Genomic DNA, 17369 nt, shown 5'->3' with positions numbered 1-17369 from the left:
GATTCGCGATTCGATTCTTTCGGGCTCGATCGTGTCATGAACTCTCATCTCCGCCTCGTCGTTGCATGCTTCTGTTTCGGATGGATGTGCGCGGCATCGGCGCAAGAAGCTGGATTGCATACGAAGCCCGAGCAAACGCAAGGCCGCCGGCGAGCGCTGCTTGTCGGTTGCACCGAGTATCCGACGCTGGGGCCGAAATTCGCGCTCCAAGGGCCGGCGAACGATGTGGAATTATTCGATCGCTTGCTGCGTGAACGATTTCAGTTCGGCGAGGCCGACATCGTTCGTCTGGTGCATGTGAATGCTCTCGAAGGCCGACCCTTGCGTGCGAACATCGTCAAGGCGATGGAGCGACTCATTGCCGAAGCACGGGCAGGCGACGAGATCTTGATCTTGTTTTCCGGTCACGGAAGCCAGCAGCCCGACGAAGCGAGCGGTGGCGATGAAGCCGATGGTCTCGATGAAGTTTTCTTGCCGGAAGACGTCCGTTCGCAAGCTTCGCCGGAAGCTCGTGTGGCCGGAATTAGCGACGATGAAATCGAGCGCTGGCTTACGGCGCTTCGCGAGCGCGGAGCGTTCGTCTTCTTTATCGCCGATGCTTGTCATTCGGGCACCATGTCGCGCAGCTCGGAAGAGAGCGAATCGAACGAAACGTTTCGGTTCGTGCCCGCGGACGTTTTGACGCCGACGAAGGTCCTGCAAGATGCGGCGTTGCATGCCCAGCAGCGAGCGGATCGGTCGGAGTCGAAGCCCGAAGGCGCTTCGAGTGTGGCGAGTCTTACGATGCCGACGACGGTCGGAGGACTCGCGGCGCTCTATGCGGTGCCGCCGCAGGCATTGGAGCGAGAGCATCCGATGCCGCCGCCCCGCAACGGTCGCAACGATCCTCGTTACGGAAGGTTGAGCTATGCACTGAATCAAGTGCTGCTCCGTGCGGAAAGGCCGCTTACCTATCGCGAATTGGCGCAGCAGATTACGTGGCAGTATCGATGCTGGAATTGGTTTCCCGGGCCTTTGCTCGAGGCGTCGTCGGTTGATCGCGAAGTGCTGAACAAGCGCGAATGGCATGCTCGCTCGGCACTGATGCTGACTCGTTCCGTCGACGGCACGCTCATGGTCGATCAAGGCCTCGCGCACGGGTTGACGATCGGCAGCGTCTTGAAAGTCTTCGGGACGAATGCAGAGACGGGATTCGTGCGCGTGACGAGCGCCACTCCGTTCAGCGCGATCGTAGAGCCGACTACCTTCGAAGGGAGTGCGACGTTGCCTGCCGAGAAGTTCGAGTCGCCGAGCCGTTGCGAAGTCGTCGAAGTCGACTACGGGCAACTGCGCGTTTCGGTGCGCGTACGACAACTGCGAGAAAAGCCGGACTCCAAGCCGTCGCAATCGTTCGCTCAAGTGCAGGAATTCATCGTCGAAACTTCAAGACGGAAAGATTCGATCGTTCGGCCGGCGGCAATGGACGAAGTCGAAGATGTTACGTTGCTGGTAGGCGAGAACGCCATGGCGCTCCGACGGCGCGGCCCTGACGAAGAGCCATCGGCAGCGATGACGCAAGAATCGTTCGGGCCCTATCCTCTCGACGATGAGTTGTCGGCGGCGCTTGCTCGCGATCTGCGCCAGATTGCGCTCGTGCGGAACTTGTTGCGGCTCGCCGATAACGCTCCGCAACCAGACGCGCGTGAGGGGAAATCACCGTTCGGCTTGAAGATCCAAGTCGAACGCGCAAGCGTCGGTGGGGGCGATTGGACGGCAGTCGACGATGTTGCCGATGCCCGATTTACGAACGGCGATTTACTCCGACTCCGCTTGCAGAACACGGGCCTTGCTCCGCTCGACGCGACGGTCGTGTATATCGACAGCCGGTGCAAGATTCAAAACCAGTACCCAACGCTCCGCGCGGCACAAGCGGGAACGTACAACACGATCGAGCCTCGCAAGTCGCACGAGGTCGTCATAAAGATCAACGACGGCACGATCGGTTGGGAAGATGTTTTGGTGTTCGCGGTTTTGCATGCGCCGCCGATCTCGGCGCACTTCGCGTTTCTGGAACAGCCCGGTCTTACGCCCGCCGACTTGCGAACTATGCGCGGCGGGGCTCGTTCGCCGCTCGATGAATTGCTTGCCGCAGCGCTCGGTGGGGCGCGAGCAGCGAGCCGCAAAGATCGTCCGCCGACGTTCGCCGTGCGACGAATTCCGATCGAAGTTTTTAAGTCGCCTCGACAGCCGTAAGCCGCGGGCGGAAAGCGCGAGTAATCGATGCGCGGCAAAATTTCCGGCGTCGAGAAATGCTTTGCACCCTCAAATTAAGCCGATTACAATCGCCTGCGCGACGCGCGTATCAGCCGTGGCGGAATCGCCGACGTGCCGTTCTTGCGTCGTGTCTTCGGATGGATCCAGACCGCACGTCTCACTTCATTCCCATCCGTAAATCCTCATGTCTATCTTTAGTACGCCGTGGCGCGACTTACGACGCGTGTTCGACAACCGCCTTGGTCGACGCGTTGCTTATGGTTCTGCATTGTTGCTCGCACTCACCATCTACGGCGACTTGCCGGCAAGCGAAAGCTTGCGGCAGCCGGCGGAGATCGCCACTTCATCGGTCGAACCGGAGGTGTCGGACGACGACTGGGCAAAGCAAATGAAGGGCCGGCTCGGCCCCTTCTCCGCCGAAACCATACGGCAATCGCAACTACAAGCGGCGGCGACGTTGCTCGCGCTTCAAACGCAAACCGCCGATCTGCCCGACGGCGAAATCTGGCGCAAGACATGGCTCTTGAATCAACTCGGCGAGCAACTCGCGAATCCGAAGCCCGACGTGGCCGCGGTTCGTGCGACTGCGAAATCTCTGACGGCGGCAGGGCCCACGGCGTTGGAACCGGCTCGGCGCACGTTGATGTACCAACTCGGGGCCTGGGCCGGCATGGCGAGCGCGACGCCCGACGCCATGGACCGCGTGAAGAAAAACATCGCCGTGCTGACGCGCGCGGCTCATCGTAAGACGCTGGCATTGGAGGCCCGCGATGAAGAAGCGGTGCGTCACGCCTTTCGCGAACTCGCATCGCTGCGCCGTTTCGATGATCTGCTTGCGGAGTATCGAGGCTCGTACTCGTCGTTTAATTATCGAACGCATCTGAGCGACTCCTACATCGAAGATCAGGCGCGACGCCAGTTTCAGATTCCCGTCGATCTCCAGACCACGGCCGGCGGCATGCGGATTCATGTGCGCGGCACGGCGGTCGCCGAGGCGACGGTTGAGGTGGTGCCGAATCCGACGCAGGGGGAATTGCGCGTCGATGTCGCCTCGGTCGGCCGCTTTGCCTTGACGGGCCACAAGAAAAAACTGACTCTGAGTGCCGACAGTACGCAACGGCTGAAGTCGTCGCAGCCGATCTATTTGAATCCGGCGACCGTCGAATCGCCGGGGCCGACCGTGCGCGATAGGAGTTGCACTTCGCTGAATTGGATTCAGGTTTGCACGCGGATCCCCGTCGTCGGGCGGATCGTGTCGCGCATCGCACGCCCGATCGTCGAGTGTAAGCTCGCGGAGCAAGATCCCGTGATCGCGCGCAAGGTGGAAGAGCAAGTGCGCGAGCGCGTGTCCGAAGAAGGGTTCGATATTGCGTATCGTATCAACGGCCGATTCGGCGCGCTCGGTTCCGAGTTTTTCCCGAGCGACGGCGACAAGCCCCGCTTGACGATCCGCAGCGCAAGCGACGGCATCGTTTGGTCGGCGCTCTATGCCGACGGCGATTCGCTGGGAGCCTTGAGCCCGCCGCCGGAGGATACCGCTGCCGAGTTCGACGTGCGGCATTGGGCGCATGAGTCGGCCGTCAATAATTGGGGGACTCGGCTGAACGGCAAGTTTCTCGATGAAGCGACTTTTCATAGTTTGTTGAAGGAGGACTTCCACTTCTTCAGTAAAGACTTCGAGGCTTTCGAGTCGCTTCGTTCGCCGGCGATCTTGCTCTTTGCAGCGGACGAACCGTTAGCCGTGCGGTTTCACGATCAGGCCGTCGAACTGACGCTTCGTCTACAAGGCTACGCTTTAGGTCGCGAAGTGAATTGGAAGGCGCCGCGCGTCGTGAAGGTCCGCTATCGCGCCGTGGCCGACGCCGGCGGCATGCGGCTCGTTCGCGATGCGGAAGACTTTTCTAAAGATGCGGGCTGGAATAAGGCACTCCTCCATTTTCTTCCCGCGGTTTACGAACCATTGCCACGGTTTCAAAATTCGAGTTTCAAGACTCGCTTGACGCTCGGGATGTTGCGAATATCCGAAGGGTGGCTCACCACCGGTTCCCGTCGCGTTACCGAAACTTCGGTCGCTCCGAATCTTGCCCAGGATTGATGCGTATGTGGAAACATCGATTGGTATTCGTATTAGCGGCGTGCTTAAGCTTGCTCGAAGCGTCTGCTCCATCGCGCGCCGTTACCGCGGAGCCCGTCGCGCGACTGCCCATTGAGCGACTTTCCGACGAGGAGCGACGTCGGTTTTCGGAAATCGAACTGTTGTTCTGCTTTCAAGGAAAAGGTTCATGTCTGCCGTACGATGCCGGGGTACTGCATGAAGCTTATGCACGCATTCCGGCGCTGCGGAACAATCGCGTGATCGTGGCGGGAAACAGCAGCGGCTCGATCGCCGCGGCCTTCTTTAGCTGCTTTGGGTTCTCCGACGCCAACGTGCGGCATGCCGAGCAGCGTCTGACGGAAGGGAATCGCGATGCCGTGCGCAACATGGAGAATCCACATACGAAGTTCGGGAAGATGGTTCGTGGCAAGCCGACCGAAATCGGACACGAACAACTTCGCGAATACGTTGCCTTTGCGTTGGGGGTAGAACGTTGGCGCGATGCGAAAACGCTCGAGGAAATAGCCGGGCGTAGTACGGCCCGGCCGCGATTTCCGTTGCTGATCGTCAGTTGCAACAAAGAAACGCTGGAAGACGGCGATGCGACCGATGGTCGGGACTCAGCGCGGTTCAAAGAGCTTGATCCGGAAACCATGACGGTCTCCTGGCGGAAGGAGGTGTACGATTTCTATCGCGCGCATCCCGACCGCTTCGCCCAGGAACATCCGAACCTCAAGCTGGGGCCCGATCGTCGTATCGGTCGAGGCGTTACGTTCTTCGTCGATCGTTCGATGTATGATTTGCTCCGACAAATTCCGGCCGCAGAGCGGCAAGCCGATCTGCGACTCGTCGAGACGGCAGCCGACGTGGCCTTCGCCATCAAAGCTTCGGTCTCGGAGCCGACGTACTTTCAACCGGTCGTCGATCCGTCGCCGGAAAAGATCCTCGTCGACTCACGGCTCGGCGAACTCGGCAACGTCCGACAACGGTCGTACTACGGCGGGTACATCATGGCGCTTCCGGCGCAAGACGTGCGACGGATGTTGCCGGGCATTCGGACGTTCGGCACCGGCTTCCGGCATTTCGATTTGCTTTCCCGTTCGGCTGTTCGAGATTGGCTATTGGCCGACACCGAGCCGGTTATGCAGCGGATGGAATGGTGGGCGGATCTGCAAACGACCCCCGACGCGGAGTTCGAAAGCCATATGGACAACCGCGATCTTACGGCCCGACAGGAGTTCGAATTCGGTCGCCGACGGGCACGGGAATGTTTCGTAGCGGATCAGGAAAAGCCGACGTTTACCGCACGGCCGAAGTTCGGCGATGCGGCTGCGGCGGCTGTGACGCCGGCGTTCGTCGACGACCGAATGTTCGAAAAGTCGGCCGACAAAAGTGCGCCGCGAACGCTAAAATCGAGTCGAGGTCTCGGGCGGCTCCTCGCTTCGCCGACCGATTCGCCTGCGCCGGGGAAAGCCGGCGGTCGCTGATCGAGGCCGGCAGATCGAAGCGAACGAGTTGATCTACTCTGCGCGCGTTCAAGGAGGCTTTAGATGAAAACGTTGCGACACGTCTTATTCTCGGTCTCTTGCGTTTTGCTTTGCGCAGCATCGGCTTCCGCTCAGAAGTTCCATGCGTTGCTCGTCGCCGATATTTCGCCGGCCGCGAAATGGGGCGAGTATCGGCCGAACCTGGTCGACGATGTCGGCAACATGCACATGATGCTGCAGCGCGGCTGCCCGGAAAATTTACTCAAGACATCGTTCCTGATGCTTGAGGAAGACGAACAGGCGACGCCCACGAAACTGCTCGAGGCGATCGAGCAACTGCGGTCGAACCGCAACGACACGATTCTTTTTTACTACACCGGACACGGCGGCATCGACGATCGAGGAAGCTATTTCGATCTTGCCGGCGGAAAGCTCTATCGCGAACAGGTCGTGAATGCCGCGAAAACGCATGGCTCGCGGCTCGTCGTGCTTGTTACCGATTGTTGTAACGCGCGCGACGACGGACTCTCGCAAAGCTTTCCTCGCGCCGCGTACATTCCCTCGCCGGAAGCTTACACACCTTTGTTTCAATCGTTATTTATCGAGCCGACCGGAGTGGTCGACGTCAACGCTTGCGGGCCCGGCGAGAGCGCTTTCTTTTCTCTCCCTCCGAAAGAATTGAGCGAGGAATATGGATCGCTCTTTACGAAAGCACTGACGAAATGGGCCGAGGAAAAGAACGATCGCCGCTCGACTTGGGATGAGCTGTTGATGGATGTCGGTGTGCGGGTTCATCTCATGTTTCGTGAAGCGTATCCCGACGGCATCGCGGTCGCCAAAGGTGCAGCGATGCAGACGGACCAGAACGTGTTCGCTCGGAACTACCCGGGCATGCCGAAAGACCGCGGAATTCGCCTGGGGATCGCCGTGCGCGACGACAACGAAGGTCGCGGGGCGATGATCGTCGAGATCGTCGATGGTTCGCCGGCGACCAAAGCTTTCGACATCGAACGAGAAAGCTACGGCCCCCTTGCGAAAGGAAGGCGGATCACGACGATGAACGGTCGCAAGATCTCCGGCCCTAAAGAGTTCGAAGCCGCTATCAAAAGCTCGCCGCAGATCATGCGACTGACGGTGGAAGGCTCGGATCTCGCAGGGCATGAATTTCTCGTGCGCCTGAGCTATTAAAGGAAGGGAGTCTATGAGCGGTCGCAGCGTAGGACGTTTCGTCGATGCCGAGCGCCACGGCCGCTTCCTGTTCGCCTTGGTCGGCTGGTTCGTCGTTTGTCCGACCGGGGGCTTCGCGCAATCTCCGAAGCCGACACCGAGCGCCACTCCGAAAGCTACGGCCGTTCCGGCAGTGTCTCCCACGGCCACGGCCGAAAAGTCTTCCGTCGTCGTCGAAGGGGCGAAGCCTGCGAATCCGATCGACGATTGGGCGACGCAAGTTCTGAAAGAAGATCCACTTTCGAAGAAGACGAAGATCTCGGCCGCCGATCTGCGCGCAGCCCTTGCCGATCCGAAGACGAGCGACTTCGTCTTCGAGCGGCATTTCGCTCGGGCCGAGCTTTCGACCGGCGAGCGTGAAGCGTTGCTTAGGGAATCTCTGACCCATAAGTCGGCCGTGGTCCGCCGCCAAGCGGCGCGCGCATTGAGCGCACTGAAATTGCTCGACTCCGCCGTGGCGGATCAGTTGCTGGAGATCGCGAAGAACGGCGACCGGGATGCGCAAAGGAGCGTGGTGATCGCGCTGGCGAACGTCGAACTCCCCTGGAGCAAGGTTTCGGGGGCTTATTGGAAGGCGATTCTCGAAGCGCTCGCGTCGGCCGATGCCAAGGCTTCCGCAGCGGCGCTGCAGCAGATCGAACGCTGGGGACCGGATGCGGTGCCGAGCTTAATGGACATCTTGAAGAACGGCGACGCCGCGGCGCGCCAAGCGGCGGCACAGGCACTCAGTCGGATCGTCGGCAGCGCGCCGAAGTCGTCCGACGTCCCCCCGGCTACTCCCTCGCCGACGACGCGCGTCGCGACGGGAACGGTCGCCAAAGGGATGCCGCGTGAAACCGCGCCGCTGCATCTCGAGCGTAAGCTCGACGAAGAGCATCCGGAAACGGTGCGCGTGTATTACGGCACTAATCGCGAGATCCTGCGGACCACGGCCGATCCGCGTTATCTGCTGTACGGACTTCCGGCCTTGTTTTTGTTCTTGCTCTACCGCGTGTTTCGACGCGCGCAGCGCAGCGCGCGCGAGCGGACGGCACGCAGCATTTTGCGAGGAGCACTCGCCGCGGTCGTCTTGGTCGGCGCTTCGTTTTGGATCGTCATCGTGTGGAATCAGGCGCTGCGAGATTATCTGAGCGAAACGACCGGCGTGGTCTATGGTTCGCATCGCGCGCGTAACGGCGGCGTCCATTACGGGTTTTGCGACGTCTCCATTCCGCAGGCGCACAAGGCCGGCGAAGTCGAGCGGCCGTTGATCGGTACGGAAGACGAAACGCATCACGTCATGCTCCGTCGCAACGAGGAGCTGAAAGAAGATGCGTTTTTCGAGCAAGTCCGCAGTTCGCTAGCCGACCGCGAAGTCGATCGCCGCAATTGCTTTATCTTCGTGCATGGCTACAACGTCTCGTTCGAGAAGGCGGCGCTCCGCACGGCGCAGATCCATTACGATCTGAAGTTCGCCGGGGTGCCGATGTTTTACAGTTGGCCGTCGAGAGCTAACTTGCGGAGTTACTTCTCCGATCGGAACGAGATCGGCTACAGCTACGAACACGTCATGAAGTTTCTGCTCGACACGGCGAAGCGAACCGACGCGAAGCGAATCCATGTCATCGCGCATAGCATGGGGGCCGACGCCGTCGGGCGGGCCGTTCTCGCGATGGGGGATCGAGGTAAGATTTTCGATCAGATCGTACTGGCCGCGCCCGACGTCGACGCCGACGTCTTCCGCGAGCAGATCGCGCCACGGTTGCAGAAGATCGCCAATCGGACGACCCTCTATTGCTCGCGCAACGATTGGGCCTTGCATGCCTCGTATGCCTTCAACGACAGTCCTCGACTCGGCGATTCGAGCCGAGGAATCATGGTGCTGGAAGGGCTCGACACGGTCGACGCCTCGGACATCGATACCGATCTGTTGGGCCATTCCTACTACGGCGACTGCATGATGATGCTCGGCGACGTGCAGCTGTTGATGGACAAGAATCTTCCCCCGCTCGAAAGGCGGCTGTCGTCGCACCTGAGCGAGAAGCTAAACTACTGGACGTTCGGAAAAGCGAACGCCGAAACGAACGGAAAAGCAGAGCCAAGCGGGGGCTGACGTCTCGCCTTCGCAGTTACTTCGCATACCCCAACTGGAAATCTCTCGATGACTTCGATATTCGCCCGGCGTTATTTGTGTGGAATTCTCTTCGCCGGGTTGGCGATTTGCCGGGTCGCAGCGGCGGCCGATTCCCTGGCTGAGATCAAAACGAAGGAAGATTTCGACGCACTTGTCGCGCGCTCGGAAGGAACGAAGAGAGAAGCCCTGACGGCCTCCGCTGCGGAAATTCTCGCGGCGGTGAAGCGGAAGGCGCATGTCGACTTCGTCGTCGCCGCGTTGGAGAAAGCGCCGGGCAAGTTCGAGCGAGTCAACGTTACGCCGGAAGCGTTGAAGTCGGCGTTCGGTTCCGCGAGCGCTCCGTTTTCCAGCCCGTTGTTCGATAGCTTGAAATCGGTCGACTTGGGAAGTGCGGCGTTGAACGTCAAGCAGAAGCGCGAAGTCGATCCTTTCGATCAAGCGTTCTACGAGCACCTCGGCGAGATCGACACGCTGGAGTCGCTCGTCATCATTCACACCAACTCCGAGAACGCTTGGCTGAAGCCGGTCGGCAAACTCACGTCGCTCAAGGTGCTCAACATCGTCAACCAAGGGAAGCTCACCGACGAAGGCTTGGCCCACCTTGCCGGCCTTAAGAATCTCGAACGCTTCGCCTACATCGGCACGCAGTTGAAGGGGCATCCGTTCAAAGATTTCAAGGGCTGGACGAACTTGAAGAGCTCCAGTTTCCGCGGCTCGAAGCTAGACGACGTCGGCATCCAGGCGATGTGCGAAGCGTTTCCCAACTACGAGACGCTGAGCCTAGCCCACGCCCATTTCACCGATGCCGGGGCCGTGCATCTGGCGAGCCTCAAGAAGCTTAAGGGCCTAGAGATCGCCTCGCGCGAAGCGACCCCGAAGTGTTTGGTGCATATCACGGCCTTGCCTTTGGAATACCTGCAACTCGGCGACGGGCTCGATAAGTCGGAAGGGATTGCGATCGTCAAGGAGATGTCGACGCTGAAGAAGTTCGTCATCACCGGCGCGCAAACCACGAGCGATGCCGATCTGGCGATCGTGGCCGGCATGAAACACCTGGAACACTTGGAGCTCTCGGAATTCGAAATCACCGAAGCCCGCTTGCCGGCCCTCAAGGAGTTCGCCTTCTTAAAGTCGATGCGCATCGTCCGCCGGAGCAAGCCGAACACGCCGGAGCTGCAAGCGAAGGTGAAGGAATTGCTGTCTAAGACGGATGTGAAGTTCGAGTGAGGCCGCCGCTTGAGTCGCGGTCGACAAATCTCCATGTGCGACGCGTGCTTCAACGCGAATGGGTATATACGTAGCACCGGCCGCTCCGTCGATCGAAGCCGCAGTACACGCCGCGGTCTTCTTCCCTCCATTCGTAACGATGCCCGTCGACGATGTGAATCGGCTCGTCTTCGCCGCCGGGAATAAATGCTCTGTAGCGCCGCACATTGTAGCCGGCCGGCCCGATCGGTTGCGTCGGCCAGCCGCGTGCAGAGGCCCACTGCTTGAAGTCTGCTTCCGGGACCGTGAATTCGTAGGCCTTGTTCGGGTGCAGCGCTGGAGGAAAGTAGAAGCTCACATCCGTCGCCGATGCCGGTAGCGAGATCGGACACTCGTCGCGAGAGACATGCTCACGGATGTTCGGGGGCTGATTGACGATGTAGTCGGCGAATCCCGCAGACAGAATTACGAGCAAGATGAGGCCCAGCCAAATCTTCACCGCCAAATGTAGAAACCACCAGAGACGCGACGAAGTTTCAGGAGGCGAGTTCGTCGTGGGCATTTTGCGGCATCGTGCGACGGAGCGAGATGAAATATTCCAATCAACGTTATGGTAGCGCCCGAATTCCATGTTTGCACGCTGTTTGGGCTATGAACCCTGTGGAATGCCATAAAATGGCGATTCGTCCTGCCGTTGTCGTTCATCGGTAAAAAAACTCGCTCCTTGCATCTCATGCCGCGTATGAGCAACTCTCCATTTTCGTTCGACTTATTAGCGACAGATCCCGCGAGCTCCGCGCGGCGAGGTCGTTTTCATACGCCGCATGGCGCGCTTGAAACACCGGCGTTCATGCCGGTCGGGACGCAAGGAACCGTGAAGGGGTTGACGACCGATCAGCTGCGCGCCACCGGGGCGCAGATGGTACTCGGCAACACCTACCATCTTGCGCTTCGCCCCGGCGAAGAGACGGTGCGGCTCCTCGGCGGCTTGCATAAGTTCATGCTTTGGGACGGCCCGATCTTGACCGATAGCGGCGGCTTTCAGCTCTTCAGCCTCGCCAAGATGACGAAGATCACCGAAGAGCAGGCGACCTTCCGTTCGCACATCGACGGGAGCTTGCTGCAGCTTTCGCCCGAGCGCGCCGTGGCGATTCAAGAGGCGCTCGGCAGCGATGTGGCGATGGTGCTCGACCACGTCGTCGCGTTGCCGGCGACCGACGCCGTGATCGACGATGCGATGGAGCGTACCATCCGTTGGGCCGAGCGCTGCAAACGGGCCGCGACGCGCGACGACCAGGCGCAGTTCGCGATCGTGCAAGGGGGGCTCGATCCCGTGCGGCGCGTTCGTTGTGCCGAGCGGCTCGCCGAACTCGACTTTCCCGGTTACGCGATCGGCGGGCTCAGCGTCGGGGAAACTCCGGCCGAGATGTATACGTGCCTCGATGCCGTGATGCCGGCGATGCCGCGCGAGAAGCCTCGCTACCTGATGGGAGTCGGAACGCCGATCGATCTGTTGGAAGCGATTCGTCGCGGGGTCGATATGTTCGATTGCGTCATGCCGACGCGCAACGGTCGGAATGCTCTGGCCTTTACCGATGAAGGACAGGTTCGGCTGCGCAATAAAGTCCACGAGCGCGACCCTCGGCCGCTTGAGGAAGGCTGCCCCTGCCCTGCGTGTCGACATAGTCGGGGGTATCTGCGGCATTTAGTGATGGCGAAGGAGATGCTCGGAGCGACGCTCCTCTCGATTCACAACATCACGTATTACCAGCGCCTCGTCGCGGGGGCTCGCGCGGCGATCGAAGCCGGCCGGTACGACGAATACTACGCGGCGAAGAAGGCGGGCTGGCTGCGCGCCGCGGCAGCGAGCGACCGAGAGCATTCGGGCCCGATGATTGAGGAAGCCGATTTCCCTCCCGGCGATTGACCGTCGGCCGCAGCTTGCGGTTCCCCTTGCTCGTTACGGCATAGGGCTTTATGATACCCGGCTACGAATTAGGAAGTCCGGGGGGATGGTCTAGCCCGAGGGGGCGGTCGGTCTGCAAAGATCGCCGGTTTTATCTCGGTTGCCGGCCGTGGTCGAACGACCTCTCGCCCGACGTTCTTTCCGTTCGTAAGCCTGCCGTGCGATCGTCGCCGTCCGGTGCGATTGTTCGGCTGTTTCTATTTACGGTCTCCAAGGTTTCACGGCCTTTAAGGTTACGCTGCGATGACGCTGCTTGCTTCCGGTTTTTCGTTCGTATGGCTGCTGGCGCAAGATCCCGGCGGCGCCGCGAACAGTCTGTCGATGGTGTTTCCGATCGCGATGATCGGCATTCTGTTCTTCTTCATGGTGCTTCGTCCGCAGCAGCGCGAACAGCGCAAGCGCGACGAGTTGCTCAAAGCGATCAAGAAGAACGATCGCGTCCTCACGACCGGCGGCATCTTCGGCGTCGTGACCAACGTGCAATCGGAAGCGAACGAAGTGACGATTCGCGTCGACGAGAAAAACGATACCAAGCTTCGGTTGCAGCTCAGCTCCATCGCCCGCGTGTTGGCCGAAGGAGATGCGAGCGACTCGAAGACCGAAGTTAACAAAAACTAAACGCCCATTCATTCATCCGCCATCTGCGCCCGGCCGACGATTCATGATCGCTTCGTCGGTTCGTTTGAGGAGAGAGAAGTCCATGATCGCCCCCCTTTCCGTTTATCGGAAGCCGAAGCTCGCCGCGGTTCTCCCCTATGTTGCCGCTTTAGTGATGTCGACCCTCGTCGGGTTCGTGCCGACCGTCTCGGCTCAACCGGCGCCGAGTGCAACCCCTTCGGCCACGGCCAAGCCCTCGGCAACGCCTAGCGCGACCCCTAGTGCGACTTCGGCCGCCACGCCGAAGCCCTCGGCGACCGCCGCTCCGGCAGCGACGCCGACTCCGACTCCTGCCCCATCTGCGAGCGCGACGCCGACTCCTTCTCCCTCTGCCACGGCAGCGAAGCCGACCCCCTCGGCAACTCCGAGCGCGACCGCACGCCCGTTGGCGACGGCGACTCCTTCCGCGACGGCAACTCCCGCTGCCGTGGCTGCACCGACGCCGAGCGCGACTCGGCCGCTCGCCGTCCCTGCGGCAACCGTCGCAATGCCGGCCGCCACGGCGACTCCCGTCGCTACGGCAGCACCCTCTCCAAGTGCGACCCGACCGGTTGCGATTCCCACGGCCACGCCGACCGCAACCGTCGCGACGGCAGCCCCGTCCCCGAGTGCGACCCGTTCGTTGGCGGCTCCTTCGGCAACACCGAGCGCCACGGTAGCCACGGCAATTCCGACTGCGACTCCTTCCGCCACGGCTCCGATGACGGTTGCCGCGCCGACCGCGACCGCCGTGCCGACTCCTACTGCCGTTCCGACCGCAACGACCATCGCTACTCCCACGGCTACCGCAACGTCGACGGTAGCGACGACGCCGGCCCCCACGGCTACGCCGACGGCATCGGCCGCCGTGGTTCCTGCGGCGACTGGCCCTACTGCGACGGCCGTGGCCCTGCCCGCCCCGAAGCCGAGCAGCACCTCACTTTCCGCCGATAGTATTAAAGTGACGACGAAGAAGGTCGGAATGTCTTTGTTTGCGAAGCTGCTGCTGATCGCCGGGGTCTTCGCCGTGCCGATCGTCTTAGCGAATATCTTGAGCAAGTCCTTGCGTCTGCCGGATCAGACGATGCGCTTTTTCGTCGTCATCTTCGCCGTCGTCGCCAGCTTGGCGATCGTCCTCTTCGGCGGACAGCCGAAGCTCGGAATCGATCTTCGCGGCGGCGTGATCCTCGTCTATGAGTTGCTGCCGAATAAAGACGGGGCATTGCCGTCGAATGAGACGATGGACAAGCTCGTCGGCACGGTGAAGCGACGCGTCGATCCGGGCAACGTGATGGAAATCACGGTTCGTCCTTACGGCACCGACAAGATCGAAGTGATCGTGCCGAGCCCGACCGAAGCGAAGACCGTCGCGGAAGCCGGCGACGATCAAGAGGAACTCCGGCGGATCAAGTACAAGATCAGCACCTCGGGAGCGTTGGAATTCCGCATGACGGCCAACGCGCACAAGTATCAACGAATCATCGATCGGGCTCGCGACCAACAACGCATTGAAGACTCGAAAAAGAGTCTCCGCAGCAACGTCGTGCTCGGTCCGCCGGTCGACGGCGTCGCTCCGATCATCGGTCGCTGGATTCCGATCGCCAACAACCCCAAGGCGCTGCGCGAACTGACCGGGCCGGATTACGAGACGCGCGTCGTCCCCCGCGGCTCGCTCGGGGATGAAGCGCAAGTTCTCGTCGTGCTCGACAACTACAACGTGACGGGAGATTATCTCTCGAGCGCGTCGTCGGGCCTCGATGAGAAGGGAAAGCCGGCGGTGTTCTTCAGCTTCAACTCCGATGGGGCGCAGCGCTTCGAGCGGCTGACGAGCAGCAACTTGCCGGAGAACAATCAATACAACCACTTGGGGATCATCCTCGACGGTACGATGCAATCGGCTCCGCGGATCATCACGACGATTTCCGATCGCGGCCAAATCACCGGCAGCGGTGAATCCGAACAAGAGAGCAAGGATCTTGCCGAGATTCTCACCGCCGGCGGCTTGCCTGCCGCGTTGAACAAGATGCCGGTCAGCGAGCAAGTCGTCAGCGCGACGCTCGGACGCGACACGATCCAAGCGGGTGTTTATTCGATGCTCGTCGCCACGCTCGTCGTGGTCGTGTTCATGCTGATTTACTATCGCTTCGCGGGGCTCGTCGCCAACTTGGCGCTGCTGCTCAACGTGCTCCTGATCGTCGCGTTTATGATCATGTTCAACGCCGCGTTCACGCTGTCGGGCCTCGCCGGCTTGGCTCTCACCGTCGGTATGGCGGTCGATGCCAACGTGCTGATCTACGAGCGAATGCGCGAAGAATTGAATCGGGGCGCTACGCTCCGCATGGCGATTCGTAACGGCTTCGATCGCGCAACCGTGACGATCGTCGATGCCAACGTGACGACGCTGATCACGGCGATCGTGCTCTACGTCATCGGCACCGACCAAATCAAGGGCTTCGCCGTGACGCTCACGGTCGGCATCCTGATGAACTTGTTCACCGCCATCACTTGCACGCGATTGATGTTCGACGTCGCCGAACGGAATCGTTGGGTGAGCAACTTGAAGTTCATGCAGATCATGAGCAACACCAACTACGACTTCATCGGCAAGCGCTTCGCCTGCTACACCGCCTCGATTCTGTTTCTCAGCGCAGGCCTGATCGGGGCGGCGATCCGCGGATCGGATTTGCTCAATATCGATTTCACCGGCGGAACTTCGGTTACGACGGTCTTCGATACGCCTCCTGCCGGCGGCATCGCCGAAGTTCGTGAAAAGGTCGAGTCGGTTCTGCCGGAAGCAACCGTGCAGGAAGTGACCTCGCAAGAGTTCACCGCGGGCACCGGCTACAAGATCGTTACGGCGGAGCCGAATCGCGCCGACGTCGAAGGGAAGCTTAAGACGCTATTCGGCCAGCAACTCAAGCGTTATCGTTTGGAATATGGAGCGCTCGTTCGTCTCGACGAGGCGGCCGCTCCCGCCGGCGCACCGGCGACCGGCCCTGCCTTAACCCCGCCGGCGAACAACCGCTCGGACAGCGCCGCGCCGGTTGAAGGTTTGGCCGCCGACTCGATCGACGCGTCCGGCTTGGACGAAGAAGTCGACTCGTCGTGCCAACCGGCTCCGACTGCGACGCCGAGCGCCACAGCTGTACCGAGCTCGACTACAACGAGCCCGGCTGCAACGGCTCCTCTGACGACAACACCGACGGCACCCGACGTTTCTCCGTTCCCGTCGCTTCCCGTCTTCAACACCCCGTCAACGTCCAACATCGTGGCCCCGGTCGATCCATTCGCCGGCGGGACTTTGGTCGAGCTGAACTTCACGCCGAAGTTGAATCAACGTCGCTTGGAAGAACTCGTCAAGCCGGCCGTGCAGCCGGATGAAAAGATTGCGGGGGTCCTCTATGAGCTCTCGGCTCCCGAACTCGAGGTCGGTAGCTCGCAGTCGCTCAAGACGTGGCGGTTCCGCGTGGCGGCATCGCCCGAGCAGACGAAGGAGATTCTCACTCGCCTCGAAAACCAACTCGCTTCGTCGCCGTTCTTCCCCTCTTCCGAATCGGTCGGAGCGGCGGTCGCCGGCGGCGCCAAGCAATCGGCCATCTATGCGATGCTCGTCAGCTTGTTCTTGGTCATGCTCTATGTTTGGTTCCGGTTCCAAGACCTTTCGTTCGGCTTCGCGGCCATTCTCGCTCTCGTACACGACGTGCTCTTCACGGTCGGGTGCTTGGCGCTCAGCAAGTGGCTCGCGCCGTATATGGGCTTCGCTTTGGTCGATCCGTTCAAGATCGATCTCACGATCGTCGCCGCCTTGTTGACGATCATCGGTTACTCGCTCAACGATACGATCGTGATTTTCGATCGGATCCGAGAAGTGCGAGGGAAGAGCCCGGCGATGACGGGCGAAGTGATCAACACTTGCGTCAACCAAACGCTCAGCCGGACGATCCTCACGTCGTTGACGGTATTCTTGGTCGTCGTGATCCTCTACTTCTGGGGCGGACCGGGCATTCACGGCTTCGCGTTCGCGATGGTCGTCGGTACGATCTCCGGAACGTACAGCACGATCTACGTCGCATCGCCGATCTTGCTCTGGCTCTTCCGCAAGCAGAACGCCCTCGCCGCGGCGAAGGGTGGAACGGCCCCGGCGATCGTGTAACGGCATCGGCCGGCCGACGCGAAGTTCGCATCGAATCGTTTGCTGCATATAAGACGACGCCGGTTCTTCGGAGCCGGCGTCGTCTTGCTTTGCGCCGTCGTCAAAGTCGGTGCCCCCGCGATCGCAAACATGGTGCGACCACTACGCTTTACGCAGTGCGCCGGCTCAAGAATTATTCGCCGATCGCCGAGATGCTCCGCCGCGTAGATAACGGTGTGGCACACTTGAGTAGA

The 17369-nt window shown here is 60.7% G+C and carries 11 protein-coding genes; 9 read left to right on the top strand and 2 right to left on the bottom strand.

From position 1 onward, the window contains the following. Positions 1-36: 36 nt before the first annotated feature. The 6 genes from K8U03_10090 (at position 37) to K8U03_10065 (ending at position 10402) form a co-directional block, all read left to right on the top strand. Complete coding sequence (locus K8U03_10090; GenBank protein ID MCE9605237.1) at positions 37-2232, top strand: caspase family protein; 2196 nt, start codon at positions 37-39, stop codon at positions 2230-2232. Between the two features lie 205 nt (positions 2233-2437). Next, complete coding sequence (locus K8U03_10085) at positions 2438-4348, top strand: hypothetical protein (GenBank protein ID MCE9605236.1); 1911 nt, start codon at positions 2438-2440, stop codon at positions 4346-4348. A 5-nt stretch (positions 4349-4353) separates the two neighbouring features. Then, positions 4354-5835, top strand: coding sequence for a hypothetical protein (locus tag K8U03_10080; GenBank protein MCE9605235.1), 1482 nt, complete (start codon positions 4354-4356; stop codon positions 5833-5835). Between the two features lie 63 nt (positions 5836-5898). Continuing rightward, on the top strand, positions 5899-7023 hold the full coding sequence (locus K8U03_10075; GenBank protein MCE9605234.1) for a caspase family protein: 1125 nt from the start codon (positions 5899-5901) through the stop codon (positions 7021-7023). Between the two features lie 13 nt (positions 7024-7036). Next, positions 7037-9154, top strand: a complete 2118-nt coding sequence (locus tag K8U03_10070; GenBank protein ID MCE9605233.1) for an alpha/beta hydrolase — start codon at positions 7037-7039, stop codon at positions 9152-9154. Between the two features lie 48 nt (positions 9155-9202). Further along, on the top strand, positions 9203-10402 hold the full coding sequence (locus K8U03_10065) for a G protein-coupled receptor LGR4 (protein MCE9605232.1): 1200 nt from the start codon (positions 9203-9205) through the stop codon (positions 10400-10402). 49 nt (positions 10403-10451) lie between these two features. Here the strand turns inward: K8U03_10065 and K8U03_10060 are convergent, their stop codons facing one another. Continuing rightward, the gene (locus tag K8U03_10060; GenBank protein MCE9605231.1) at positions 10452-10943 is read right to left on the bottom strand and encodes a hypothetical protein; all 492 of its coding nucleotides are present in this window, start codon (positions 10941-10943) and stop codon (positions 10452-10454) included. 180 nt (positions 10944-11123) lie between these two features. On the opposite strand from K8U03_10060, the gene tgt reads away from it, so the two are divergent. Together tgt and yajC are read left to right on the top strand one after the other, a co-directional pair. Beyond that, positions 11124-12308 carry a tRNA guanosine(34) transglycosylase Tgt gene (gene tgt, locus K8U03_10055; GenBank protein ID MCE9605230.1) on the top strand — a complete coding sequence of 395 codons (1185 nt, stop codon included), beginning with the start codon at positions 11124-11126 and terminating at the stop codon, positions 12306-12308. A gap of 282 nt (positions 12309-12590) precedes the next feature. Beyond that, positions 12591-12965: a preprotein translocase subunit YajC gene (yajC, locus tag K8U03_10050; protein ID MCE9605229.1), complete on the top strand. Its 375-nt coding sequence runs from the start codon at positions 12591-12593 to the stop codon at positions 12963-12965. 192 nt (positions 12966-13157) lie between these two features. Here the strand turns inward: yajC and K8U03_10045 are convergent, their stop codons facing one another. Continuing rightward, positions 13158-13919 carry a hypothetical protein gene (locus tag K8U03_10045; protein ID MCE9605228.1) on the bottom strand — a complete coding sequence of 254 codons (762 nt, stop codon included), beginning with the start codon at positions 13917-13919 and terminating at the stop codon, positions 13158-13160. Between the two features lie 46 nt (positions 13920-13965). Here K8U03_10045 and secD point away from each other — a divergent pair, with 46 nt between their 5' ends. Next, on the top strand, positions 13966-17136 hold the full coding sequence (gene secD, locus K8U03_10040) for a protein translocase subunit SecD (protein MCE9605227.1): 3171 nt from the start codon (positions 13966-13968) through the stop codon (positions 17134-17136). Positions 17137-17369 lie beyond the last annotated feature (233 nt).

The sequence above is a fragment of the Planctomycetia bacterium genome, assembly GCA_021413845.1.
Classification (GTDB): domain Bacteria; phylum Planctomycetota; class Planctomycetia; order Pirellulales; family PNKZ01; genus PNKZ01.
Note: the sequence above shows the minus strand (reverse complement) of the source record. Positions and strands in the feature narration are given on the sequence as shown.